Origin of the sequence: Pseudomonas simiae, assembly GCF_900111895.1 — a bacterium.
Classification (GTDB): domain Bacteria; phylum Pseudomonadota; class Gammaproteobacteria; order Pseudomonadales; family Pseudomonadaceae; genus Aquipseudomonas; species Aquipseudomonas simiae.
Map to the genome: position 1 here is coordinate 1,146,791 of NZ_FOKB01000001.1, position 22,150 is coordinate 1,168,940.

The 22,150-nt window shown below is 60.8% G+C and carries 25 protein-coding genes and 1 tRNA gene; 15 read left to right on the forward strand and 11 right to left on the reverse strand.

Annotation, left to right across the window (positions count from 1 at the left end; genetic code table 11):
• Positions 1 to 6: 6 nt before the first annotated feature.
• A complete protein-coding gene (locus BMZ57_RS05495) occupies positions 7 to 609 on the reverse strand; it encodes a Yip1 family protein (RefSeq protein WP_010209630.1) in 603 nt (200 codons plus the stop codon).
• 262 nt (positions 610 to 871) lie between these two features.
• Between BMZ57_RS05495 and ttcA the strand changes: the two genes are divergently transcribed.
• Both ttcA and BMZ57_RS05505 read left to right on the forward strand, forming a co-directional pair.
• A complete protein-coding gene (gene ttcA, locus BMZ57_RS05500; protein ID WP_010209631.1) occupies positions 872 to 1,696 on the forward strand; it encodes a tRNA 2-thiocytidine(32) synthetase TtcA in 825 nt (274 codons plus the stop codon).
• A gap of 67 nt (positions 1,697 to 1,763) precedes the next feature.
• A complete protein-coding gene (locus BMZ57_RS05505) occupies positions 1,764 to 2,435 on the forward strand; it encodes a DNA-3-methyladenine glycosylase I (RefSeq protein WP_010209632.1) in 672 nt (223 codons plus the stop codon).
• A gap of 88 nt (positions 2,436 to 2,523) precedes the next feature.
• Here BMZ57_RS05505 and BMZ57_RS05510 read toward each other — a convergent pair whose 3' ends face one another.
• Genes BMZ57_RS05510 through arsC form a run of 3 tightly spaced genes read right to left on the reverse strand, consistent with a single transcriptional unit; the run spans position 2,524 to position 3,888 of the window.
• Complete coding sequence (locus BMZ57_RS05510; RefSeq protein ID WP_010209633.1) at positions 2,524 to 2,940, reverse strand: DUF2069 domain-containing protein; 417 nt, start codon at positions 2,938 to 2,940, stop codon at positions 2,524 to 2,526.
• Positions 2,924 to 3,538 (reverse strand): NAD(P)H:quinone oxidoreductase, encoded by a 615-nt coding sequence (gene wrbA / locus BMZ57_RS05515; protein ID WP_010209634.1) that lies wholly within the window; start codon positions 3,536 to 3,538, stop codon positions 2,924 to 2,926. Before wrbA ends, BMZ57_RS05510 begins: the two co-directional genes overlap by 17 nt.
• A complete protein-coding gene (gene arsC / locus BMZ57_RS05520) occupies positions 3,535 to 3,888 on the reverse strand; it encodes an arsenate reductase (glutaredoxin) (RefSeq protein ID WP_010209636.1) in 354 nt (117 codons plus the stop codon). Before arsC ends, wrbA begins: the two co-directional genes overlap by 4 nt.
• Before the next feature lie 115 nt (positions 3,889 to 4,003).
• On the opposite strand from arsC, the gene BMZ57_RS05525 reads away from it, so the two are divergent.
• Complete coding sequence (locus BMZ57_RS05525; RefSeq protein WP_010209638.1) at positions 4,004 to 4,465, forward strand: TlpA disulfide reductase family protein; 462 nt, start codon at positions 4,004 to 4,006, stop codon at positions 4,463 to 4,465.
• Positions 4,466 to 4,604: 139 nt separating this feature from the next.
• Here the strand turns inward: BMZ57_RS05525 and BMZ57_RS05530 are convergent, their stop codons facing one another.
• The 4 genes from BMZ57_RS05530 to BMZ57_RS05545 form a co-directional block, all read right to left on the reverse strand.
• Positions 4,605 to 5,009 carry an META domain-containing protein gene (locus BMZ57_RS05530; RefSeq protein ID WP_010209641.1) on the reverse strand — a complete coding sequence of 135 codons (405 nt, stop codon included), beginning with the start codon at positions 5,007 to 5,009 and terminating at the stop codon, positions 4,605 to 4,607.
• Positions 5,006 to 5,446, reverse strand: a complete 441-nt coding sequence (locus BMZ57_RS05535) for a hypothetical protein (RefSeq protein ID WP_010209642.1) — start codon at positions 5,444 to 5,446, stop codon at positions 5,006 to 5,008. Before BMZ57_RS05535 ends, BMZ57_RS05530 begins: the two co-directional genes overlap by 4 nt.
• Before the next feature lie 70 nt (positions 5,447 to 5,516).
• Positions 5,517 to 6,506, reverse strand: coding sequence for a 2-hydroxyacid dehydrogenase (locus BMZ57_RS05540; RefSeq protein ID WP_010209643.1), 990 nt, complete (start codon positions 6,504 to 6,506; stop codon positions 5,517 to 5,519).
• A 122-nt stretch (positions 6,507 to 6,628) separates the two neighbouring features.
• Positions 6,629 to 9,382 (reverse strand): response regulator, encoded by a 2,754-nt coding sequence (locus BMZ57_RS05545; RefSeq protein ID WP_010209644.1) that lies wholly within the window; start codon positions 9,380 to 9,382, stop codon positions 6,629 to 6,631.
• A 206-nt stretch (positions 9,383 to 9,588) separates the two neighbouring features.
• Between BMZ57_RS05545 and BMZ57_RS05550 the strand changes: the two genes are divergently transcribed.
• Positions 9,589 to 10,317 carry a response regulator transcription factor gene (locus tag BMZ57_RS05550; RefSeq protein ID WP_010209645.1) on the forward strand — a complete coding sequence of 243 codons (729 nt, stop codon included), beginning with the start codon at positions 9,589 to 9,591 and terminating at the stop codon, positions 10,315 to 10,317.
• Complete coding sequence (locus BMZ57_RS05555) at positions 10,304 to 11,674, forward strand: sensor histidine kinase (protein WP_010209646.1); 1,371 nt, start codon at positions 10,304 to 10,306, stop codon at positions 11,672 to 11,674. Before BMZ57_RS05550 ends, BMZ57_RS05555 begins: the two co-directional genes overlap by 14 nt.
• On the opposite strand, the gene BMZ57_RS05560 is transcribed toward BMZ57_RS05555, so the two are convergent.
• Positions 11,671 to 12,186 (reverse strand): DUF2062 domain-containing protein, encoded by a 516-nt coding sequence (locus BMZ57_RS05560; RefSeq protein WP_069672544.1) that lies wholly within the window; start codon positions 12,184 to 12,186, stop codon positions 11,671 to 11,673. The genes BMZ57_RS05555 and BMZ57_RS05560 overlap by 4 nt on opposite strands.
• A gap of 135 nt (positions 12,187 to 12,321) precedes the next feature.
• On the opposite strand from BMZ57_RS05560, the gene BMZ57_RS05565 reads away from it, so the two are divergent.
• The 8 genes from BMZ57_RS05565 to murB all read left to right on the forward strand — a co-directional run bounded on the left by BMZ57_RS05565 (position 12,322) and on the right by murB (position 19,142).
• Positions 12,322 to 14,547 (forward strand): DNA internalization-related competence protein ComEC/Rec2, encoded by a 2,226-nt coding sequence (locus BMZ57_RS05565; RefSeq protein ID WP_254668480.1) that lies wholly within the window; start codon positions 12,322 to 12,324, stop codon positions 14,545 to 14,547.
• Between the two features lie 73 nt (positions 14,548 to 14,620).
• Complete coding sequence (locus BMZ57_RS05570) at positions 14,621 to 15,256, forward strand: MotA/TolQ/ExbB proton channel family protein (RefSeq protein WP_010209649.1); 636 nt, start codon at positions 14,621 to 14,623, stop codon at positions 15,254 to 15,256.
• Positions 15,253 to 15,681, forward strand: a complete 429-nt coding sequence (locus BMZ57_RS05575; protein WP_010209650.1) for an ExbD/TolR family protein — start codon at positions 15,253 to 15,255, stop codon at positions 15,679 to 15,681. The genes BMZ57_RS05570 and BMZ57_RS05575 overlap by 4 nt, the downstream gene beginning before the upstream one ends.
• On the forward strand, positions 15,681 to 16,691 hold the full coding sequence (gene lpxK / locus BMZ57_RS05580; protein ID WP_069672546.1) for a tetraacyldisaccharide 4'-kinase: 1,011 nt from the start codon (positions 15,681 to 15,683) through the stop codon (positions 16,689 to 16,691). Before BMZ57_RS05575 ends, lpxK begins: the two co-directional genes overlap by 1 nt.
• 24 nt (positions 16,692 to 16,715) lie before the next feature.
• Positions 16,716 to 16,901, forward strand: coding sequence for a Trm112 family protein (locus tag BMZ57_RS05585; RefSeq protein WP_003174668.1), 186 nt, complete (start codon positions 16,716 to 16,718; stop codon positions 16,899 to 16,901).
• The gene (kdsB, locus tag BMZ57_RS05590) at positions 16,898 to 17,662 is read left to right on the forward strand and encodes a 3-deoxy-manno-octulosonate cytidylyltransferase (protein ID WP_042572155.1); all 765 of its coding nucleotides are present in this window, start codon (positions 16,898 to 16,900) and stop codon (positions 17,660 to 17,662) included. Before BMZ57_RS05585 ends, kdsB begins: the two co-directional genes overlap by 4 nt.
• Positions 17,662 to 18,126, forward strand: coding sequence for a low molecular weight protein-tyrosine-phosphatase (locus BMZ57_RS05595; protein WP_010209653.1), 465 nt, complete (start codon positions 17,662 to 17,664; stop codon positions 18,124 to 18,126). Before kdsB ends, BMZ57_RS05595 begins: the two co-directional genes overlap by 1 nt.
• Positions 18,123 to 19,142, forward strand: coding sequence for a UDP-N-acetylmuramate dehydrogenase (gene murB / locus BMZ57_RS05600; protein WP_069672547.1), 1,020 nt, complete (start codon positions 18,123 to 18,125; stop codon positions 19,140 to 19,142). Before BMZ57_RS05595 ends, murB begins: the two co-directional genes overlap by 4 nt.
• A 62-nt stretch (positions 19,143 to 19,204) precedes the next feature.
• On the opposite strand, the gene BMZ57_RS05605 is transcribed toward murB, so the two are convergent.
• Positions 19,205 to 19,876 carry a Bax inhibitor-1/YccA family protein gene (locus BMZ57_RS05605; protein WP_010209655.1) on the reverse strand — a complete coding sequence of 224 codons (672 nt, stop codon included), beginning with the start codon at positions 19,874 to 19,876 and terminating at the stop codon, positions 19,205 to 19,207.
• Between the two features lie 152 nt (positions 19,877 to 20,028).
• Between BMZ57_RS05605 and BMZ57_RS05610 the strand changes: the two genes are divergently transcribed.
• Positions 20,029 to 20,119: transfer RNA gene (locus BMZ57_RS05610), tRNA-Ser, on the forward strand.
• A gap of 242 nt (positions 20,120 to 20,361) precedes the next feature.
• Positions 20,362 to 20,850, forward strand: coding sequence for a YuaE family lipoprotein (locus tag BMZ57_RS29715; RefSeq protein WP_231501082.1), 489 nt, complete (start codon positions 20,362 to 20,364; stop codon positions 20,848 to 20,850).
• 179 nt (positions 20,851 to 21,029) lie between these two features.
• On the opposite strand, the gene BMZ57_RS05620 is transcribed toward BMZ57_RS29715, so the two are convergent.
• Positions 21,030 to 22,004 carry a fimbrial protein gene (locus BMZ57_RS05620; protein WP_226994520.1) on the reverse strand — a complete coding sequence of 325 codons (975 nt, stop codon included), beginning with the start codon at positions 22,002 to 22,004 and terminating at the stop codon, positions 21,030 to 21,032.
• Positions 22,005 to 22,150 lie beyond the last annotated feature (146 nt).

The window sequence follows — 22,150 nt, forward strand, 5'->3', positions numbered from 1 at the left end:
AAAAGGTCAGTTGGTGTAGATAGGGCCCACGCCCAGGCCCCAGACGACCACGGTAAACGCCATGATTGCCACCAGGACCACCAGGCCCACGGCCAGTACCGAGCTGGAAAACAGGAAGCCTTCATCGGGGTCGATGTTCATGAAGGTCGGCAGCCCGACATAGAGCAAGTACACCGTGTAACAAATGGCCGCCGTACCCACGACCATGCCCAGCCACATATGCGGATAGAGCGCGGCCAGCCCACCGATAAACAACGGCGTAGCGGTGTAGGTGGCAAAGGCCACGCAACGCGCCATGCTGGGGTTGGCGTCGTAGGTGCGTGCCATCCAGTGGACAAACGCGCCCATCACCGCCACGCCGCCGAGCATGGCGGCGTAAGACATGAGGGTCATCCACAAGGCGCTTTCCTGGGTCAGCATCACCGGTGCGCGATTGCCGATGACCCAGCCGACCTGGGTGGTGCCGATAAAGGCGGATACGGCGGGGATCGCCGCAAGAATCAAGGTGTGAGTGAGGTACATGTGGCCGATGCTTTCTTCTTTATCGCCACGGATTTCCCGCCATTCCTGATCGGGATGGGTAAACAGCCCCACGACGTGATGGATCATGCCAGTCACTCCTGTCGTTATTACCATCGCCCCCCATCGGAGCGCCCACGGGCCAAATGGCCTCAAAGGTCCGGATAGATGTGCGACCTCTAGTCGCAGTATAGGAAGTGATGACCGGAATAACTGTAGGGCCTTTAGAGCAAATTGCGCTGTAAACACTGAGCTTAATCGCGGCGAGGTCTTTTACCGCTAGCCCTTTTGATGGTTTTTTTGCGTAAAATAACCGGCTTTTCGTCACACACCTCTAGCGGATCCAAGCGCCATGGGCACTCTTACGGTCAACCAGAACAAACTGCAAAAACGCCTGCGTCGCCTGGCCGGGGAAGCGGTCGCCGATTTCAACATGATCGAGGACGGCGACAAGGTCATGGTCTGCCTCTCCGGCGGCAAAGACAGCTACACCATGCTCGACGTGCTGCTGCACCTGCAAAAGGTCGCGCCGATCACATTCGAGATCGTCGCCGTCAACATGGACCAGAAACAACCGGGTTTCCCTGAGCACGTGCTGCCGGCCTACCTCAAGGCGCTGGGTGTCGAGTATCACATCGTCGAAAAAGACACCTACTCGGTGGTCAAGGAGCTGATTCCGGAGGGCAAGACCACCTGCTCGCTGTGCTCGCGCCTACGCCGTGGCACGCTGTACACGTTCGCCGACGAGATCGGTGCGACCAAGATGGCACTGGGTCATCATCGCGATGATATCGTCGAGACCTTCTTCCTCAACATGTTCTTCAACGGCTCACTCAAGGCCATGCCGCCCAAGCTGCGCGCCGATGACGGGCGCAATGTGGTGATCCGCCCGCTGGCGTATTGCAACGAGAAAGACATCCAGGCCTACTCCGACTTCAAGCAATTCCCGATCATTCCGTGCAACCTGTGCGGCTCCCAGGAGAACCTGCAGCGCCAGGTGGTCAAGGAAATGCTGGTGGACTGGGAGCGCAAGACCCCAGGCCGTACCGAAAGCATCTTCCGCAGCCTGCAGAATGTGATTCCCTCGCAGTTGGCCGATCGTAACCTGTTCGACTTCACCAGCTTGAAGATTGATGAGACCGCTGCGTCGCGCTTCGTCAATGTTGTGAACCTCTGAGTCGATTCAACGCTCTGACACACGGCGCTTGCGGGCGCCGTTTTCAATTCAATTGCTAGGAGAGGGCATGCGCGATTACAAGTGGCTGCACGAATACTGTCTGAACCGATTCGGTTCGGCGGCCGAGCTGGAAGCCCACCTGCCTGTACCCAAGACCCCGGCGCAATTGCGCAAGATCAGCGATGATCGCTACCTGTCGACCCTGGCGTTGCGTGTGTTTCGTGCGGGCTTGAAGCACAGCGTAGTGGACGCCAAGTGGCCGGCCTTCGAGCAGGTGTTCTTCGGTTTTGACCCGGAAAAGGTCGTGCTGATGGGCGCCGAGCACCTGGAGCGGCTGATGCAGGACACGCGCATCATCCGTCACTTGGGCAAGCTCAAGAGCGTACCGCGCAATGCGCAGATGATTCTCGACATCGAGCAGGAGAAGGGCAGTTTCGGCGCGTTTGTCGCCGATTGGCCGGTGACCGATATCGTCGGGTTGTGGAAATACCTGAGCAAGCATGGTCACCAGCTCGGCGGGCTGTCAGCGCCGCGCTTCCTGCGCATGGTCGGCAAGGACACCTTTGTGCCGAGTTATGACGTGGTGGCGGCGCTGAACGCGCAGAAGATTGTCGACAAGGCGCCGACCAGCCTGCGCGACCTGGCGACGGTGCAGGGGGCGTTCAACCAGTGGCATGCCGAGAGTGGGCGGCCGATGTGCCAGTTGTCGATGATGCTGGCGTATACGGTGAATCATTGAGACCACGTTGATGCTTTCGCGGGCAAGCCCGCTCCCACAGGGGAATGCATCCAAATGTGGGAGTGGGCTTGCTCGCGAAGGCTGAGTTTCAGGCGTCGCGGGCTTCAACCAATCGCCGATTCAACTGATGCCGCCACCGCACATACAACAACGCCGTACAAAACACCGCCAGGCTCGCCAGCATCTCAAGTACCCCGAACCACTGCCGGTTCGGGTCATAGGCCGCCAGCGCGCCCTTGATGAAGTACAAATTCACCACAAAGCACATCCACGAATGCCCGCGCGCGCTGCCCAGCAGCATGCCCGGCGTCAGCACCAGCAGCGGCACCAGTTCGATCAGCAGGATCACCCACGGCCGTGCGCCGTGCAGATCAGCAACGAACAGGTAGTACACGCACAGCAACCCCACCAAGCCGAAAAACGCCAGCAGGCTCAGCACGCGCGCCAGCTTGACCCGCGGCTCCAGCCACGCCTGGGGCGGCAGGACCTTAGGCTTTCTGGCCACGGCCGTTCTCCAGCAGCGTGGCGGTGGTGGCCAGGCGCAGGCCGAGTGCGCGGCACAGGGCGATTTCATGTTGATCGAGCAAGCGCTTGCCGTCAGGCCCGGCATGGTGGCTGGCGCCATACGGCGTGCCGCCGCCCTGGGTGTCGAGTAACGCCTGTTCGCTGTAGGGCAGGCCGGTGATGAGCATGCCGTGGTGCAATAGCGGCAACAGCATCGACATCAACGTGGTTTCCTGGCCGCCGTGCAGGCTGGCGGTAGAGGTGAACACCCCAGCCGGCTTGCCGACCAGGGCACCGGTAAGCCACAGGTTGCTGGTGCCGTCGAGGAAATACTTGAGCGGCGCGGCCATGTTGCCGAAGCGGGTCGGGCTGCCCAGGGCCAGGCCCGAGCAGTGCTTCAAGTCATCGAGGCTGGCGTACAGCGCGCCTTCCTCTGGAATACTCGGCGCCACGGCTTCGCACTCGGTGGAGATCGCCGGCACGGTGCGCAGCCGGGCTTCCATGCCGCCTTGCTCGATGCCCCGGGCAATCTGCCGGGCCATTTCGCTCACCGAGCCATTGCGGCTGTAATACAGCACCAGCACATACGGCGACGTCACGGCAGAATCTCCAGCACGTTTTCCGGCGGACGGCCAATGATGGCGGTGTCGGCGGTTTCCAGGATAGGGCGTTCCATCAGCTTCGGATGCTCGGCGATGGCGGCAATCAACTGTGCTTCGCTGAGGCTGGCGTCCGCCAGGTTGAGGGTTTTGTATTCATCTTCACCCGTGCGTAGCAGTTGGCGGGCGCTGATGCCCAGCTTGCCCAGCAACGCCTTCAATTGCGCGGCGTCCAGCGGGGTTTCCAGGTAGCGCACCACCGTCGGAGTGAGGCCGCGGGCTTCCAGCAGTTCCAGCGCACCGCGGGATTTCGAGCAGCGCGGGTTGTGATAAAGCGTCAGATCGGTCATGTGCGGGTCGCATCTTGCGTAAGGTGGCAGGTATTCTACCCGCGCAGCGACCTGTCCTTAAACCGTAAGAGGCGATAGGTCGCAGCCAACGTTCATTTTTGCGAAGGATTACCCCATGACAAGGCGACTGATCGGAGCATTGGCGATCATCACAACCCTGCTGCTCAGCGGCTGCGGTAACGATTACGGCGTTGACCAATATGGCAAGAAGGTAGCTTCCGAACGCCTGGACAAGCAATGGCTGGTGGTCAACTACTGGGCCGAATGGTGTGGCCCGTGCCGTACGGAAATCCCCGAACTCAATGCGTTGGCCGAGCAGTTGAAGGCGCAGAACGTAGGCGTATTTGGGGTCAATTTCGACAACGTGCAGGGCGAAGAACTGAAAGCCGCCAGCGACAAGCTGGGCATCAAGTTCACGGTGCTGGCGCAGAACCCGGAAGAGATTTTCGATATTCCACGCAGCGAAGCATTGCCGGTGACCTACATCATTGATGACAAGGGCAAGGTACGTGAGCAGTTGATGGGTGAGCAGACAGCGGAAGGGGTGTTGGCCAAGCTCAAGGCCTTGCGCGGCTAAAACCACGACTCAAAACACCTGTGGGAGGGGGCTTGCCCCCGATGACGGCATGTCAGCAATAATATATTGACTGATCCACCGCTACCGGGGGCAAGCCCCCTCCCACATTCAGCTTCCATCAATCCATCGATTGGGTAAATCAGCCTTCTTCGAGCCACAAGCGGATCGGCTTGCCTTCGGCCGGCCAGAACCGCGTCTGCTCGATGGGCGAGATATCCCAACGCTGCACGCCTTGCAGGGCCTGGAAGAAGCGGTGTTCCTGCTCCATCAGGGCCTCGGCGCAGAGTTTGCGGGTGCTGCCGATCTTGCCGAAGCTGAGGCTGTCGCCGTCGACGGTGTAGGGCGCAAACCAGTGGTTGCAGCCGCCATTGCCGTAGGCGCGGCCATCGGCGCCAAGGGTGACGGTCAGGTGCGCATAGTCCATCAGCGGGCGTTCACCAATCCATTCCACCACGTAGCTGTGATCCTGCTTGAGCTTGACCGAATCCCCGGCGCAACCCGTCAGGGCCGCACCGATGGCGGCGAGCAGAAGCAGGCCTCTCATTGCGCGGCCTTCTGGCATTTCGGGCAGCGGTGCTTGTCACCCTCGCTGGCCCAGCCCAGTTCGGCAATGCGCGCATTCGCGGCGGGTTGCAGCGGCTCTTTGGTCAGCTTGGTTTCCACCGCGAATTCGAACTCCAGCACGGCCTCGCAGCTGTCGCAGTTGACCTTCCAGGTGTGAATCTCCAACTCGCCGAACTTCGGCCCCTGGGCCATGGCGACCCACTGGCCTGCCGGGCGGATGGAGTAGCGCGCGTCACCTTCGACGGTGAGGCGCATCGACAGGGTTTTACTACCGCGCAAGGTGACGATCAGCACGTCGCCGTGCTTGATCGAACCACCGTTGCCAGTGACCTGATAACGGCCCGGCACCAGGGCGCGGCATTCGATCAGGGTGTGTTGCGGGCTCAGCAAACTGAAGCGGAAATCGTGTTCGGCCATGGATCCTCCAAATAGGCGCGGCATCCTATCACGGTGCTGGCTCATCATGAGCCCGGTATGTGACCGCTGATCATCCTTCGACAAGGTTCTGCGCCCGCCCATCGGCCCAGGCGGCAATGTTGGCCAGGGTGGTGCCGGCAATCGCCGCCAGGGCCTCGCGCGTGAGGAACGCCTGGTGGGCGGTGATGATCACATTGGGGAAGGTCAGCAGGCGCGCGAGGACGTCGTCCTGCAGGGGCAGGTCGGAGCGGTCCTCGAAAAACAGCTGGGCCTCTTCTTCATACACATCGAGTCCCAGATAGCCGAGCTGGCCGTCCTTGAGCGCCTCAATCAGCGCCGGGGTGTCGACCAGGCCGCCGCGACCTGTGTTGATCAGCATCGCGCCCGGCTGCATCTGCGCCAGGGAGCGGGCGTTGATCAAGTGCTTGCTGTCGGCGGTGAGCGGGCAATGCAGGCTGATGATCTGTGCCTGGGCGAGCAGTTCGGGCAGGCTCACGTAGCGCGTGCCCAGGGCCTGTACCTGCGGGTTGGGGAAGGGGTCATAGGCGAGCAACTGGCAGCCGAAGCCGGCCATGATTTTGGCAAACGTAGCGCCGATCTGCCCGGTGCCAACCACGCCGACGGTCTTGCCCACCAGGTCGAACCCGGTGAGGCCATGCAGGCTGAAATCGCCATCGCGGGTGCGGTTGTAGGCCCGGTGCAGTCGACGGTTGAGGGCGAGGATCAGTGCGACCGCATGCTCGGCCACCGCATGGGGCGAATACGCCGGTACCCGCACGATGGTCAGGCCCAGGCGCTTGGCGCAGGCCAGGTCCACATGGTTGTAACCCGCCGAACGCAAGGCGATCAACCGCGTGCCACCCTTGGCCAGATGCTCCAGGACCGGGGCGCTGAGGTCGTCGTTGATAAAGGCGCAGACCACTTCGTGATGCTCGGCCAGGGCTACGGTGTCCAGATTGAGACGGGCTGGCTGGAACTGAAGCTCCAGGCCAGGCGGCAGCGGTTCGCCGAGGAAACTGTCGCGGTCGTAGGTCTGGCTGCTGAAAAGAATGACGCGCATGGAAATGCTCCCTGCAATGACAAATGAAGGCACAGGCGTTTGTGGTGAGCGGGCTTGCCCCGCTCGCGCGATACGGCGAGCCGACAAGCCCGCTCACCACAAACGCCGGTACCTGTGCAAAATCAGGCGTTGACCCGCGCTTCACTGGCGAGTCGGGCGATGGCCATGTCCAGTTCGTCCAAGGCATGCTGGGCCTTGGCGTCGTCCTGCTTGAGCAGGGTTTCGGCGCGGTGGCAGGCGGCCCGCAGTTGCGGTACGCCGCAATAACGGGTGGCACCATGCAGTCGGTGCACACGCTCGATCAGGGCGTTGTTGTCGTTGGCGTCACGCGCAATGGTGATGGCGAGTCGGTCGGCCTCCAGGGAGGCGAGCAACATGGCGAGCATGTCCGCCGCCAGATCCGCCTTACCGGCGGCCAGGCGCAGGCCTTCTTCATGGTCAAGCACAGGCAGTTGTACGCCGGGGCCGAGGCCATCCGCTACGCGTTCCGGGCCTTGATTGCGCAGGGCCAGGCCGGTCCACTTCAATACCACCTGAGCCAGCTGCCGCTCGCTGATGGGTTTGGTCAGGTAATCGTCCATGCCGCTTTGCAGCAAGGCGCGTTTTTCGTTGGCCATGGCGTGGGCGGTGAGGGCGACCACTGGCAATGGCGTGCCGCTGCGTTCGCTTTCCCACTGGCGGATCGCCTCGGTGCTCTGGCGGCCATCCATGCCGGGCATTTGTACGTCCATCAGCACCAGGTCGAAGGTGTCCTGTTTCACGGCGTCGATGGCGGCATAACCGCTTTCCACGGCACGCACCCGCGCGCCCATGTCTTCCAGCAGGGTCTGTACCAGCAGCAGGTTCGCCGGATTGTCATCCACGCACAATACGCGCGGCGCACGGCTGGACAACGGTTCGCCCGGTTCACTGCGCGACGGACGCGGGCTGATCAGGTCGGACAGCGCACGGCGCAGTTTGCGCGTGCACGCCGGCTTGGCCTGCAACTGGCTGTTGGGGTTGGGCACGGACTGGTTGAACAGCATCTGCTCGGTGGTGGGGCACAGCACCAGCACTTTGCAGCCCAAGTGTTCGAGGTCCCACAGGTGCTGGTTGAGGCGTTCGGGCGGGATGTCGTTGGCCGTCACGCCGAGCACCGCCAGGTCGATGGCCTGTTCGGTCTGATGGGCGCTGGTGATGCCGTTGGTCAGACTTTCCAGGCTATTGAACGGGGTGACTTCCAGGCCGCAGTCTTCCAATTGATGTTGCAGCGCCTGGCGTGCCAGTTCGTGGTTTTCCAGCACGGCGACGCGATGACCCAGCAGGGGCGCGGAAGGCAAGTCTTCGACGTCGTCGCGGGTCTTGGGCAGGTTCAGGCTGATCCAGAATTCCGAACCTTCGCCCGGCGTGCTGTCGACGCCGATTTCGCCGCCCATCTGCTCGATCAGGCGCTTGGAAATCACCAGGCCCAGCCCCGTGCCGCCGGGTTGGCGCGACAGCGAGTTGTCGGCCTGGCTGAAGGCCTGGAACAGCGCGCGCACGTCCTGGCTGGACAGGCCGATACCGGTGTCCTGCACGCTGATGCGCAATTGCACGCTGTCCTCCTGTTCGTCCTCGATCATTGCCCGGGCCACGATGGTGCCCTCGCGGGTGAACTTGATCGCGTTGCTGATCAGGTTGGTGAGGATCTGCTTCAAGCGCAGCGGGTCGCCGACCAACGCCAGCGGCGTGTCGCGGTACACCAGGCTCACCAGTTCCAACTGTTTGGCATGGGCGGCGGGTGCGAGGATGGTCAGGGTGTCTTGCAGCAAGTCCCGAAGGTTGAACGGGATGCTGTCGAGCACCAGCTTGCCGGCTTCGATTTTCGAGAAATCGAGGATCTCGTTGATGATGCCCAGCAGGTTGTCGGCGGACTTTTCGATGGTGCCCAGGTAGTCAAGCTGGCGTGGGGTCAGCTCGCTTTTTTGCAATAAGTGGGTAAAGCCAAGGATGCCGTTGAGCGGCGTGCGGATCTCATGGCTCATGTTGGCCAGGAACTCCGATTTGATGCGGCTGGCCTCCAAGGCCTCCTTGCGTGCCAGGTCCAGCTCAATGTTCTGGATCTCGATGGTTTCCAGGTTCTGGCGCACGTCCTCGGTAGCCTGGTCGATGCTGTGTTGCAGTTCTTCCTGGGCATTCTGCAAGGTCTCGGCCATGCGGTTGATGCCGGAAGCGAGCTGGTCCAGTTCCTGGCTGCCCAGGGGCGGCAAACGGGTTTCCAGATTGCCGTCCTTGAGTTGAGCCACGGCTTGTTTGATCTGGCCGATCGGCGAATTGATCGTGCGGCTGATGCGCAGCGCCAGCGCGGCGGTGCAAATCAGGCCGATGGCGATCAGCAACAGGCTGGCGAACAGGCTGCGGTAGCCGCGCAGCAACATGCCGTTGTGGGACAGTTCCACCTCGACCCAGCCCAGCAGGCGGTCGGCTTCATCCGGAATCAGCTCTCCGGCAAGGTTGCGATGGCGCCCGAACACCGGCAGCAAATAGCGGGTGGCGTCATTGCCGGTGCGTTGCAACAGGTGAGAGCTGTTGCCGACCGGCGGTTGGTTGAGCATGGTCGGGCCGGCGTGGGCGAGGGGCGCGCGTTCGGGGCTCAGGAAGGACACGGCACGCACGTCCGGCTGTTCCAGGGATTGAGTGGCGATGCGCTCAAGCAGCTCGGTGTTGCGCGCGCTGAGGGCGGGCGCGACCAGCGGCGCCAATTGCTCAGCAATCATCTCGCCGCGTTGCAGCAATTGGGTCTGCAGTTCCGAGAGCTGCATCCAGGTGAAATAGCCCCCCAACAACGAGGCCATCAGGCTGGTCGGTAATAAGGTCAGCAACAGTACGCGGCCTTTTATCCCCATTCTTGTCAGCACGCCACTCTCCTGCTACCACATTGATATCTACGAAATTGCGCGGGCATCCGGTCCGCGCCACCTGCGCAGTGTAGCCATTTGCGCGGCGAGGAATCTTGCAAATTAATGACATACGGCAATCTTCAAGGCATTTGGCGCGCGGTGGCGATTGCCTGTGGCGGGTGAATCTTGAATAATCAGTGATTGAGAATGACTTGCAGATACTAATGAATCCCGCAGCGATTGGCCTACCCAGTGTCCTGACCATTGAAGATGACCCCGTGCTGGGCGCCTATGTCCAGGAGCACCTGGGCCGCTGTGGTTTCCACGTCACCTGGTGCCAGAACGGCCAGCAAGGTCTGCAGATGGCGCGCAATCAAGTGTTTGACGTGGTGCTGATGGATATCCTGCTGCCGGGGCTGGATGGGTTGTCGATCCTGACCCACCTGCGTCAGAGCCATTCGATCCCGGTGATCCTGATGTCGGCACTGGGGGCCGAGGCCGATCGCATCAGCGGTTTCCGCCTGGGCGCCGATGACTACCTGCCCAAGCCGTTCAGCATGATCGAGCTGCGTGTGCGCATTGAAGCCATCCTGCGCCGGGTGGCCCTGGACCGACGCCCATTGCCGAGCCTGGCACCCGCACGTGACGATGCCCGCACCCTGCGCTTCGACGATGAATTGTGCGATGTCTTCCACCTGGGGCACTGGGCCGGCTTGACCCGCAGTGAATACCGGCTGCTGGAAACCCTGCATCGCAACGCTGAAGAAGTCCTCAGCAAACCCTTCCTTTACCAGCATGTGCTGCAACGCGGTTACGCGCCCCATGACCGCAGCCTCGACATGCACATCAGCCAGATCCGCCGCAAGCTCAAGGCCATCGGCTACACCGAGCGCGAAGTGCGTACGGTGTGGGGCAAAGGCTATGTGCTGAGCGGTGCCGATGACAGCCTTTGAACGCCCCTTGAAGCGGCTGCCGGGCAAGCACTCGTTGTTCTGGAAGCTGGCCTGCCTGTTGATCGCCTTCTGTTTGCTGATGATCTGGCTCAGTTGGTCGTGGGGTCGGTACATGGAGCAGAAGAACGCCTACCTGTCCGATGAAGCGCGGATCACGTTGAGTGGCTACGCAGTCGGTGCCGAGCAGGCGTGGAGTCAGGGTGGACGTGCGGGTGTCGACGCTTGGCTGCAGGCGATGGGCAAGCGTGAAACCACCTGGATAGGCGTGATCGGCAATGACCTGCAGTCGCTCAGCAGTTACCCGCTGACCGACAAGGAAAGCCAGCGCCTGACCTTTCTGCGTGGCCTGGATTGGCCGGTGAGCCGACATGTCAAAGGCCTGCCGTGGCTGAAAATCCCGTTCCCCGTCGACCCCAACGCGGGTTCGCTGGTGATCGAATTGCCGCAGCGCTTCATGCCGGGGCGCTATCAGCTGTTCTGGCGGGTGGTGACCAATGGCGTGATCCCCGGTCTGTTTACCCTGTTGTTGTGCGTCGGCCTGTATCGGTTGCTGATCGTGCCCCTGAATCAACTGCGTGAGCAGGCCAACGCCTGGCGTGCCGATCAATTGAATACCCGGTTATCCCACGATGCGACCAGTCGCCGGGATGAATTGGGCGAGCTGGGCCGTGCGTTCGACCATATGTCCGAGCGTTTGCAGGGTACCGTGGTGTTGCAGCAGCAACTGCTGCGGGACATGTCCCACGAACTGCGCACACCGCTGAGTCGTCTGCGGGTGGCCTGTGACAGTGAGCAAGACCTGACGCAACTGCGCGAGCGCCTCGGCCGTGAGATCGACGCCATGCAACGCCTGGTCGAAGACAGCCTGCAACTGGCCTGGCTGGACACTGAACGGGCGCCGCTGCCTCAGGAAGATATCCAGCTGCAGGCCTTGTGGGACATGCTGCGCGAAAACGCGTGTTTCGAGAGCGATTGGCCGGCATCGCGTCTGCCGTGCCTGCTCGGCCCGGATTGCTGGGTGCGAGGCAACCTGAACGCGTTGGCCCAGGCGCTGGAAAACATCCTGCGCAATGCCATCCGCCACTCACCCGTGGGCGGTGTGGTCAGCCTGGATGGGCGTCGCGAAGGTGACTATTGGCATGTGTGGCTGGAGGACCAGGGCGGCGGGATAGATGAAGGGGATCTGGAGCGGATCTTCGCACCTTTTACCCGGCTGGACGGTTCACGCCCGGGCGATGGTGGCTTCGGCCTGGGCCTGAGCATCGCGCGCAATGCCGTGCAGCGCCAGGACGGTAGCCTCTGGGCAGAAAATACCGGGCAAGGGTTACGGGTGCATCTGCGCCTGCGGGCTTGCTAGGCGCGACGTTGTTTGCGTTTTTTCCATTGGTGGGCCACCCACCAGCGCCAATAGCCCATGGTCAGGCAGTACGCGATCGCGCCCAATACCAGCCCCAACACCACTGAACCCAGCAGGAACGGCTGCCATAACGTGCTCAATTGGCCGCTGATCCATTCCCAGGTCAGGTCATCCGGCAAGCTGCGCGGCGGCACATTCATCAGCCAGGCGCCGGTCATGTAAGTACAGATAAACACCAAAGGCATGGTAATCGGGTTGGTCAGCCATACCAGGCTGACCGCGATGGGCATATTGGCGCGCACGGTGATCGCCAGGACGGCTGCCAGCAACATCTGCAACGGAATCGGGATAAAGGCCGCGAACAAACCCACGGCCATTGCGCGTGCGACCGAATGCCGGTTCAGGTGCCAGAGGTTCGGGTCATGCAGCAAGGTGCCGAGAAACTGTAATGACTTGTGTTCCCTGATACTGCTGGGGTCAGGCATGTATCGTTTGAATAAGCGCCGGGGCATAAGGGGTCCAGGTCAGTTCGAGGGCCAAGTATGCCCGCATTCTATAAACAGAAAATTCAGACTTTGTGACAAAACATCATAGGCCGTATTGGACAACCGGCTAAGACTGAGTGGATCACTCGAAAAGGAGGATCCATGAGGACAGGGATGTTCGCGTTTGCGCTGGGGTTGCTGGCCTTGCGCTTTTTACCGGCATTGCCGCCGACCGGTTGGCTGATCGCCCTGCTGATGTTGGCCTTGATGCTGTTGCCGTTTCGCACTTATCCCTTGGCGTTTTTTCTGTTGGGGCTGAGTTGGGCCTGTATCAGCGCGCAGTGGGCGCTGGATGACCGTCTCAGGCCGGCGCTGGAGGGGCAAACACGCTGGGTGGAAGGGCGGGTCAGCGGGTTGCCGCAACAGACGGGCGATGGCGTGCGCTTCGTACTCACCGACAGTCGGTCGCGTAACGCTCGGTTGCCCAAGCGCATCCGGGTGTCCTGGCGCGGTGGGCCGCCCGTGCGCAGCGGTGAACGCTGGCGCCTGGCAATCACCCTCAAGCGGCCGGCCGGGTTGCTGAACTTTCATGGGTTTGATCAGGAGGCCTGGCTGCTCGCCCAGCGCATCGGCGCCACGGGTACGGTAAAGGACGGAGAGCGCCTGGCCCCGGCTACCGCCGCCTGGCGTGACAGTGTGCGTCAGCGCCTGCTGGCGGTAGATGCCCAAGGCAGGGAGGCAGGCCTGATTGCCTTGGTGTTGGGCGATGGCTCTGGATTGGCGGCGGCTGATTGGCAGGTACTGCAGGACACCGGCACTGTGCACCTGCTGGTCATCTCCGGCCAGCACATCGGCTTGCTCGCTGGCTTGATCTACGGATTGATCGCCGGCCTGGCGCGCTATGGGTTCTGGCCTCGAACCTGGCCGTGGCTGCCGTGGGCCTGTGGGCTGGCGTTCACCACGGCATTGGGTTATGGCTTGCTGGCCGGGTTTGGCGTGCCGGTACAGCGCGCCTGTGTGATGGTTGGGTTGGTATTGTTGTGGCGATGGCGCTTGCGTCATCTCGGGCTGTGGCGGCCGTTGTTGCTGGCGCTCAATGGGGTGCTGGTCCTGGAACCATTGGCCAGTGTGCAGCCGGGTTTCTGGCTGTCATTTGCGGCGGTGGCGGTGCTGATCCTGGCGTTTGGCGGACGGCTGGGGCCCTGGAGCCTATGGCAGGCCTGGACCCGGCCGCAGTGGTTGATTGCCATCGGGTTGTTTCCGGTCTTGCTGGTGTTGGGGTTGCCCATCAGCCTGAGCGCACCATTCGCTAACCTGGTGGCGGTGCCATGGATCAGCCTGGTGGTATTGCCGTTGGCCCTGTTGGGCAGCGCATTGCTGGTGCTGCCGTTTGTGGGGGAAGGATTGCTCTGGCTGGCGGGAGGGGCGCTGGATGCCTTGTTTAACGGCTTGGCGTGGCTCGCCGGGCGGATGCCGGCCTGGATTCCGGCCGAAGTACCGCCGGGGTATTGGCTGGTGAGTCTGCTGGGCGCCACGTTGCTCCTGCTGCCCAAGGGCGTGCCGTTTCGTGTGCTGGGCTGGCCGATGCTGTTGCTGGCGGTGTTTCCACCGCGAGCGCCGGTGCCTGACGGGCAGGTGGAGGTGACGCAGCTTGACGTCGGCCAGGGGCAATCGCTGATTTTGCGTACCCGCCATCACACCTTGCTGTACGACGCCGGCCCGCGCTCCGGAGCTTTTGACCTGGGGGCCCGCGTGGTACTGCCATCTTTGCGAAAACTCGGGATAGGGGAGCTGGACATGCTGCTGCTCAGCCACGCCGACGCCGATCATGCCGGTGGCGCGGCAGCCATTGCCAAAGGCATGCCGATCAAGCGCGTGGTGGGCGGAGAGACCGAAGGCCTGCCAATATCGCTCGGCACCCAGCCTTGCGTCAGTGGCGAGCGCTGGACCTGGGACGGCGTGACCTTCGAACTCTGGCAATGGCCTGACGCTATCAGCGGCAACGCGAAGTCCTGCGTTTTGCAGGTGCAGGCCAAGGGTGAGCGCCTGTTGCTGACCGGTGATATTGACCGCGCAGCCGAACACGCCATGCTCGCGTCCCCCCTTGCGGTGCCCACCGATTGGCTGCAGGCGCCGCACCATGGCAGTCGCAGTTCTTCGTCCTGGCCCTTTGTGGAGCGACTAGCGCCGCGATCCGTGCTGATCTCGCGTGGGCGCAGCAACGCGTTCGGCCATCCCCATCCGCAGGTGATGGCGCGTTACCAGCGGTCGGGCAGCCAGGTGTATGACACTGCCGAGCAGGGCGCCGTGCGTCTGCGATTGGGGGCTTTCGCAGCGCCGGTTGTTGCGCGCAGTCAACGCCGGTTCTGGCGCGAGCGGTTACCTTAGCCGAGGCCGATGGGGTCTGTGGTCTACGCACCTATATGGTAAAGTGGCGCACTTTTTCGAGGGGACATTCACTGTGTGGGAATTGGTCAAATCCGGCGGCTGGATGATGTTGCCGATCATCATGAGCTCTATCGCCGCACTCGGCATCGTCGCCGAACGCCTGTGGACCCTGCGCGCCAGCCGCGTGACCCCCGAGCATCTGCTGGGGCAGGTCTGGGGCTGGATCAAGAATAAGCAACTGGACAAGGAAAAGCTCAAGGAACTGCGCGCCAACTCCCCGTTGGGTGAAATCCTTGCTGCAGGCCTGGCCAACTCCAAGCACGGTCGCGAGATCATGAAGGAGTGCATCGAAGAGGCCGCCGCCCGCGTCATTCATGAGCTTGAGCGTTATATCAATGCTCTCGGCACCATCGCCGCGATGGCGCCGTTGCTCGGCTTGCTCGGCACAGTGCTGGGCATGATCGATATTTTCAGCTCATTCATGGGCGCCGGCATGACCACCAACGCGGCCGTACTGGCCGGCGGTATCTCCAAGGCGCTGATCACCACAGCCGCAGGCTTGATGGTGGGTATTCCTTCGGTGTTCTTCCACCGATTCCTGCAGCGTCGCATTGATGAGCTGGTGGTCGGCATGGAACAGGAAGCCATCAAGCTGGTGGAAGTGGTGCAAGGCGACCGTGACGTCGACCTGGTTGGGGGCAAAGCGTGAAATTTCGCCGCAAGCAACGGGAAAACGTCGATATCAACCTCGCGTCGCTGATTGACGTGGTGTTTATCCTGCTGCTGTTTTTTGTCGTCACCACCACCTTCACCCGGCAGACCGAGCTGCGCGTCGACCTGCCGGAAGCCGTGAGCGGCTCGCCGGCCGAAGACCAGCAAGTCAAGCAACTGGACATCGCCATCAGCGCCGACGGGGTGTTTTCGGTGAACAACCAGTTGCTTGAGAAAAACGACCTGGCCAGCCTGATGGACGCCTTGCAGAAAGAGTCCGGCGGCGACACCAAGCTGCCACTGTCCATCAGTGCCGACGGCAAGACCCAGCATCAGGCCGTGATCACCGCGATGGACGCCGCCGGAAAGCTCGGCTTCAGTCATCTGCGCATGACCACCGTCGAGGCGGCGGGCCAACCCTGATGGCCATGTCCGATCGTTTGCTCAAGGCCTGGTACGAGGGCCATCCGGCACTCTTGCTGCTGCGCCCGCTGGAGTCCTTGTACCGTGGGGTTGTGCAGCGCAAGCGTGCGCGCTTCCTGGCGGGTGAGGGCGAGATCTATCAATCGCCGGTGCCGGTGGTGGTGGTCGGTAATATCACCGTGGGTGGCACTGGCAAGACGCCATTGATCCTGTGGTTGATCGAACATTGTCGACGCAGCGGCTTGCGCGTGGGAGTGGTCAGCCGCGGTTATGGCGCCAAGCCGCCACAGTTGCCATGGCGGGTTGAAGCCAGCCATAGCGCCGAAGTGGCGGGTGACGAGCCTTTGTTGATCGTGCAGCGCTGCGGCGTCCCGTTGGTGATCGACCCCAATCGTAGCCATGCAGTCCAGGCGCTGCTGGCCAGCGAAACCGTGGACCTGATCCTTTCCGACGACGGCCTGCAGCACTACCGCCTGGCCCGTGACCTTGAACTGGTCCTGATCGACGCCGCCCGCGGCCTGGGCAACCGTCGTTGCCTGCCGGCGGGGCCGTTGCGTGAGCCGGTGGAGCGGCTGCAGAGTGTCGACGCGTTGCTGTACAACGGCGCCGTCAGTGATCGAGACGATGGTTTCGCCTTTCGCTTGCAACCCACGGCACTGGTCAACCTGCTGACCGGCGAGCGGCAGCCGGTGGATCATTTTCCCGCCGGCCAGCCGGTGCATGCGGTCGCCGGTATTGGCAACCCGCAACGTTTCTTCAATACCCTTGAAACGCTACACTGGCAGCCGATACCCCATGCATTTGCCGACCACTCGCCCTACAGCGCTGAGGTCCTGAATTTTACGCCGTCATTACCGCTGGTCATGACCGAGAAGGACGCGGTGAAGTGCCGCGCCTTTGCCCAGCCCGACTGGTGGTACCTTGCGGTGGATGCACTGCCGTCGCGGGCGTTCATCGCCTGGTTCGACACGCAGCTGATGCGTCTGCTGCCTGCCCGTCTTTTGCCTTAAACCGCTGCTTTCCAGGAACCACTCATGGACACCAAACTGCTCGACATCCTCGCTTGCCCGATCTGCAAAGGCCCGCTCAAGCTCAGCGCCGACAAAACCGAGCTGATCAGCAAAGGCGCCGGCCTGGCTTACCCGATCCGCGATGGCATCCCGGTGATGCTGGAAAGCGAAGCCCGTACCCTGACCACCGACGAGCGTCTGGATAAATGACCACCGCCTTTACCGTTGTCATTCCTTCCCGCTACGCATCGACTCGTTTGCCGGGCAAGCCGCTGCAACTCATCGGCGACAAGCCGATGATCCAGCGGGTGTGGGAACAGGCCTGCAAAAGCAGCGCCGAGCGTGTGGTGGTGGCCACCGACGATCCGCGCATCATCGAAGCCTGCAAGGGGTTTGGCGCCGAGGCGGTGTTGACCCGCGAAGACCATAACTCCGGCACCGATCGCCTGGCTGAAGTTGCCACCCAGCTTGGCCTGGCACCGGACGCCATCGTGGTCAACGTACAGGGTGACGAACCCCTGATCCCGCCCAGCGTGATCGACCAGGTCGCTGCCAACCTGGCCGCCCATGGCGAAGCGCGCATGGCGACCCTCGCCGAGCCGATTGAAGACATCGAGACCCTGTTCAACCCCAACGTGGTGAAAGTGGTCAGCGACATCAACGGCCTGGCGCTGACGTTCAGCCGCTCGGTCTTGCCTTGGGCGCGCGACGCCTTCGCCAAGAAACCTGACGTATTGCCGGAAGGCGTGCCTTACCGTCGCCATATCGGCATTTACGCCTACCGCGCCGGTTTCCTGCATGACTTCGTCAGCTGGGGCCCGTGCTGGCTGGAAAACACTGAATCCCTGGAGCAACTGCGGGCCCTGTGGCACGGCGTGCGTATCCATGTGGGCGATGCGCTGGAAGCGCCGCCGGCAGGCGTCGATACCTTGGAAGACCTTGAGCGCGTCCGTCGCCTGCTGGGGGCCTGATGGAGGTTCTGTTTGTCTGCCTGGGCAACATCTGCCGTTCGCCTACAGCAGAAGGCGTACTGCGTCATAAATTGCGCGAAGCGGGGCTGGCGGGGCAGGTGGAAGTAGCGTCTGCAGGGACGGGTGAATGGCATGTCGGCAACCCGCCGGATCAACGCAGTCAGCGTGCGGCGTTGGTGCGCGGCTACGATCTGTCCGCCCAGCGTGCCCAGCAGGTGTCTCGCGCCGACTTTGCGCGCTATGACCTGATCCTGGCCATGGATCACAGCAACCTGCGCAACCTCAAGGCCCTGCAACCGGGCCAGGGCAAGGCGGAGCTGGACCTTTTCCTGCGCCGCTACGACGCCGAAGTGGACGAAGTGCCGGACCCGTATTACGAAGGTGAACAAGGCTTCGAACGGGTCCTGGACCTGATCGAACGCGCCTGTGATTTATTGGTGATCGAATTGAAGGGACGGTTATGACCTTGCAAGTGCTTGCGCAGGTATCGCTCAAGCCATTCAACAGCTTTGGCATTGATGTCAGTGCCCAGTTGTTTGCCGAGGCCTACAGCGATGATGACGTCCGTGAGGCGCTGGCCTATTCAGCGGTGCACGCGGTGCCGCTGTTGGTGATCGGCGGTGGTAGCAACTTGCTGTTGACTCAGGACATACCGGCGCTGGTCCTGCGCATGGCTACCCAAGGCATCCGGGTGTTGCATGACGACGGCACGCAGGTGGTGGTCGAAGCCGAAGCCGGCGAAGCCTGGCATCCGTTCGTGCTGTGGACCCTGGAACAGGGCTTTTGCGGCCTGGAAAACCTCAGCCTTATCCCCGGCACCGTCGGTGCAGCCCCGACGCAGAACATCGGCGCCTACGGCGTGGAGATCAAGGATGTATTTGCCGGCCTGACTGCTCTGGATCGCCACACCGGCGAGCTGCGCGACTTTAGCCTGGACGAGTGCAACTTTGCCTACCGCGACAGTCTGTTCAAACACGAAACCGGACGCTGGCTGATCCTGCGAGTGCGCTTTGCCCTGAGTCGCGCCAGCCACCTGAAACTCGACTACGGGCCGGTGCAACAGCGCCTGGCGGGGCAGGGGATCACCGAGGCGACGCCGAGTGACGTCAGCCGCGCGATTTGCAGCATCCGCCGTGAAAAACTGCCGGACCCGGCAGAACTGGGCAATGCCGGCAGCTTCTTCAAGAACCCGCTGGTGTCCCAGGCGCTGGCGGCTGAGCTGCAAGCGGTGTATCCGGACCTGGTGGCGTACCCGCAGGCGGATGGGCAGATGAAGCTCGCGGCCGGCTGGCTGATCGACAAGGCGGGGTGGAAGGGCTTTCGCGACGGCGATGCCGGCGTACACAAGTTGCAGGCGTTGGTGCTGGTCAACTATGGCGATGCCACGGGGCACGATATTGCGAACTTGGCCCAGCGTATCCAGCGCGACATCGCTGAGCGTTTCAAGGTTGATCTGGAAATGGAGCCCAACCAGTATTAACTCCCTTGAAACAAAAATGCCCCGCATCTTTCGATGCGGGGCATTTTTTATTGCGTTAACAATCAGTCATCACGGCTCATGATGCCGAAGATCTGCAACAGGCTGATGAACAGGTTGTAGATCGACACATACAGGCTGATGGTCGCCATGATGTAGTTACGCTCGCCACCATGGATGATTGCGCTGGTCTGGAACAGGATGCACACCGAGGAGAACAGCACGAAACCTGCGCTGATCGCCAGTTGCAGGCCGCTGATCTGGAAGAACATGCCCGCAACCACCGCCGCCAGCAACACGAAGAAACCAGCGGTGATGAAGCCACCCAGGAAGCTCATGTCCTTACGGGTGATCAGCACGTAGGCCGACAGACCACCAAACACCAGCGCCGTCATGGCGAACGCCGAGCTGACCACTTCCGCGCCGCCAGCCATGCCGAGGTAACGGTTGAGGATCGGGCCGAGGATAAAGCCCATGAAACCGGTCAAGGCAAACGCCGACACCAGGCCCCAGGCCGAGTCACGCAGCTTGTTGGTCAGGAAGAACAGACCATAGAAGCCGATCAGCACGACAAAGATATTCGGGTAGCCGACACGCATCTGCTGGGCCACGAACGCCATCACGCCGCTGAATGCGAGGGTAAGGGCGAGCAAGCCATAGGTGTTGCGCAACACGCGGCTGACTTCAAGCTGCTCAGCCTGCGCGTTACCATTCACTGCGTAATTCTGTTCGCGCATGGCGACACTCCTTCGATTTTGAAACGTTCAGTCGCAAAGATCATAACAGACGCTCTGTAACAAGCGATGGCAAGAGTTTGACAGTGTGTTTCATTCGGGTATTATGGCGCCCGCTGAGACGGGATGGGCTACTATAATCCTGTGATGCACAAGGGAAATTGGCAGAGTGGTTGAATGCACCGGTCTTGAAAACCGGCGGACGTTAATAGCGTCTCCAGGGTTCGAATCCCTGGTTTCCCGCCAAGATTCAAACAAAAGCCCCGCGATTGCGGGGCTTTTGTGTTTCTGGGATTAGGTGGTGGAAGATCAGCTTTTACTCGTCATCTCTTTGTTTTTTTACTACTATTGTCCGTCTGTGCGCTCAAGGAAGAGAGGCTGAGCGCCTTGAGTCTGGTAGAGAATTTACACTCGAAGATTGAGTGGGTTATTGCTTTTACCCAGAACCTAACGACTCAGCCAACCATAATGACCTCTTGGTGAACCCGATGGATAAAATGTGTGGCATCGTTGTAGTGGTAGGACTTGCCCTCGCGGGATGCGCTACGAAAACTCCAGAAAAAAAACCTGAAGTGACTCCACCTCCCGCCGTCGTCCATGAAGCACCACCTGAAGTCGCACCTTCGTCACCACCCAATTGGACTGTGCGATATGAGGCTGCACCTGCTAACGCGGCGGCCCACGCCTCTCCAGAGTCCGCTCAGCCAGAATCAGAAACAGACTTAAACCAGAATCGCGCTGAGCAATGCCGTAAAGAGCTGGATGTCTTAAAGGTTTACAACAAAGCGTCCTACGTTAAATACGAGGCGGAATACCAAGCCATTGCTGCCAAGACGGCTAAATATATGGAAATCAAGGACTCGTTGGGTTCCGATTTGAACTATATGGTTATGCCCGCGTATCAATTTCAAATTCGTGAGTTCTGCTTCCGCGTGAAAACCCGGCTGTCGGAGCTTGTGCTTCGCCAAGCCAAATAATACAAGCGAACCCGCTGCGAGTGGTTTCTGGTCTAGAGAGGTCAGGTGGGGGCCGTAAGGCTTAAAAACCCTTTTGACGTATCCAAGACCACAAAACTTAATGCCTCGACTTGTCGGGGCATTAACTTTTAGGCGGTGCTGGCGGCGTTTTAACACAGCCAATGCCGACACTCAGCGTGCTACAGATAGTTCATTACAAAGGTAACCGACGCGTTGGCAGTGCCGGCCTTCAGTTCGCCGTCAGCCAGGCGGTAATAAGCCGCAGAAAGAGGGATTTTGAAGCTTGTGCCTGTGGTACTGAAGCCATTGAATGGGTAGGTAGTACCCAGGACAATAGGTTTACCGGTGTCGTCCATCAGTTTCAGGCCGATGCCTTTTGCGGTCGAACTGGCGTTCAACGCTACGATGCCTTGTTGCTGATCAATCACTTGCGAAGTGGCTTTAAGGGCATAGGTGACCTTCTGGATACCTGTCTGGCATTGGTTAAGACCAATGTTGAATCGAACGCTTTGTGACGTATCACCAATCTTGCTGAATTCATCAAGGTAATAGTCATCTCCCATTTGAACAGAAACATCCGGGGTCTCGCAGGATGCAGCGTTCAAGATGATTGGGTTGGTCAGGTTAACCTTCACAAGATCAATATCGCCGTACCGATGCGCTCCCAGGTTGCCTGCGGGAACCTCATTTTTCGATGACAGTTCACCTGATTTAGTAATTTCAAGGGTGTACGTCCTGCTTGGGTCCAGGTAATTCCCGGACATAACCCTGTCTGCACTTAAATAGCCATTTTGTGAGGTCTTGATTTTCATTGACAGCCCTGTTTTACCCAGGGGGAAAGTAGTACCAGTCTTAACGCTACCAAATGTCGGGTTCAGACTAAAGATAAAGGGTGACGATACAGTGCAGTTAAAACCCTGCTTCGGTGCTGTGATGGTTTCTTCGTACACCACCGTGCCTGCGGGCGTATCTCGAGGGACCGTCAAGGTAATTGGCGCGGCGGCGTAGTTAGCCGTGAACGTTTCACCCTGGGTGAAATTGCAACTCGCGGCCATCGTATCCGCTGAATAAGCAGACATAACCGCGGCGGCGGTACTCAGCAGTGCACGCAGTCGGCGTTGTTTTTCTGAAACACACATTTTGTTCACGGCCATGATAGAGGCAAGATGGACGAGCACCCTATCGATCAACTACGGCTGAGAAAATCAGGCGATTCTTAGAGTGTGTGCCGCGATGACGCTATTTGCAGTGGAAGGGGCCGCGGGAGGAGGTCAATCATTTGCACACCTTGATACTTGCC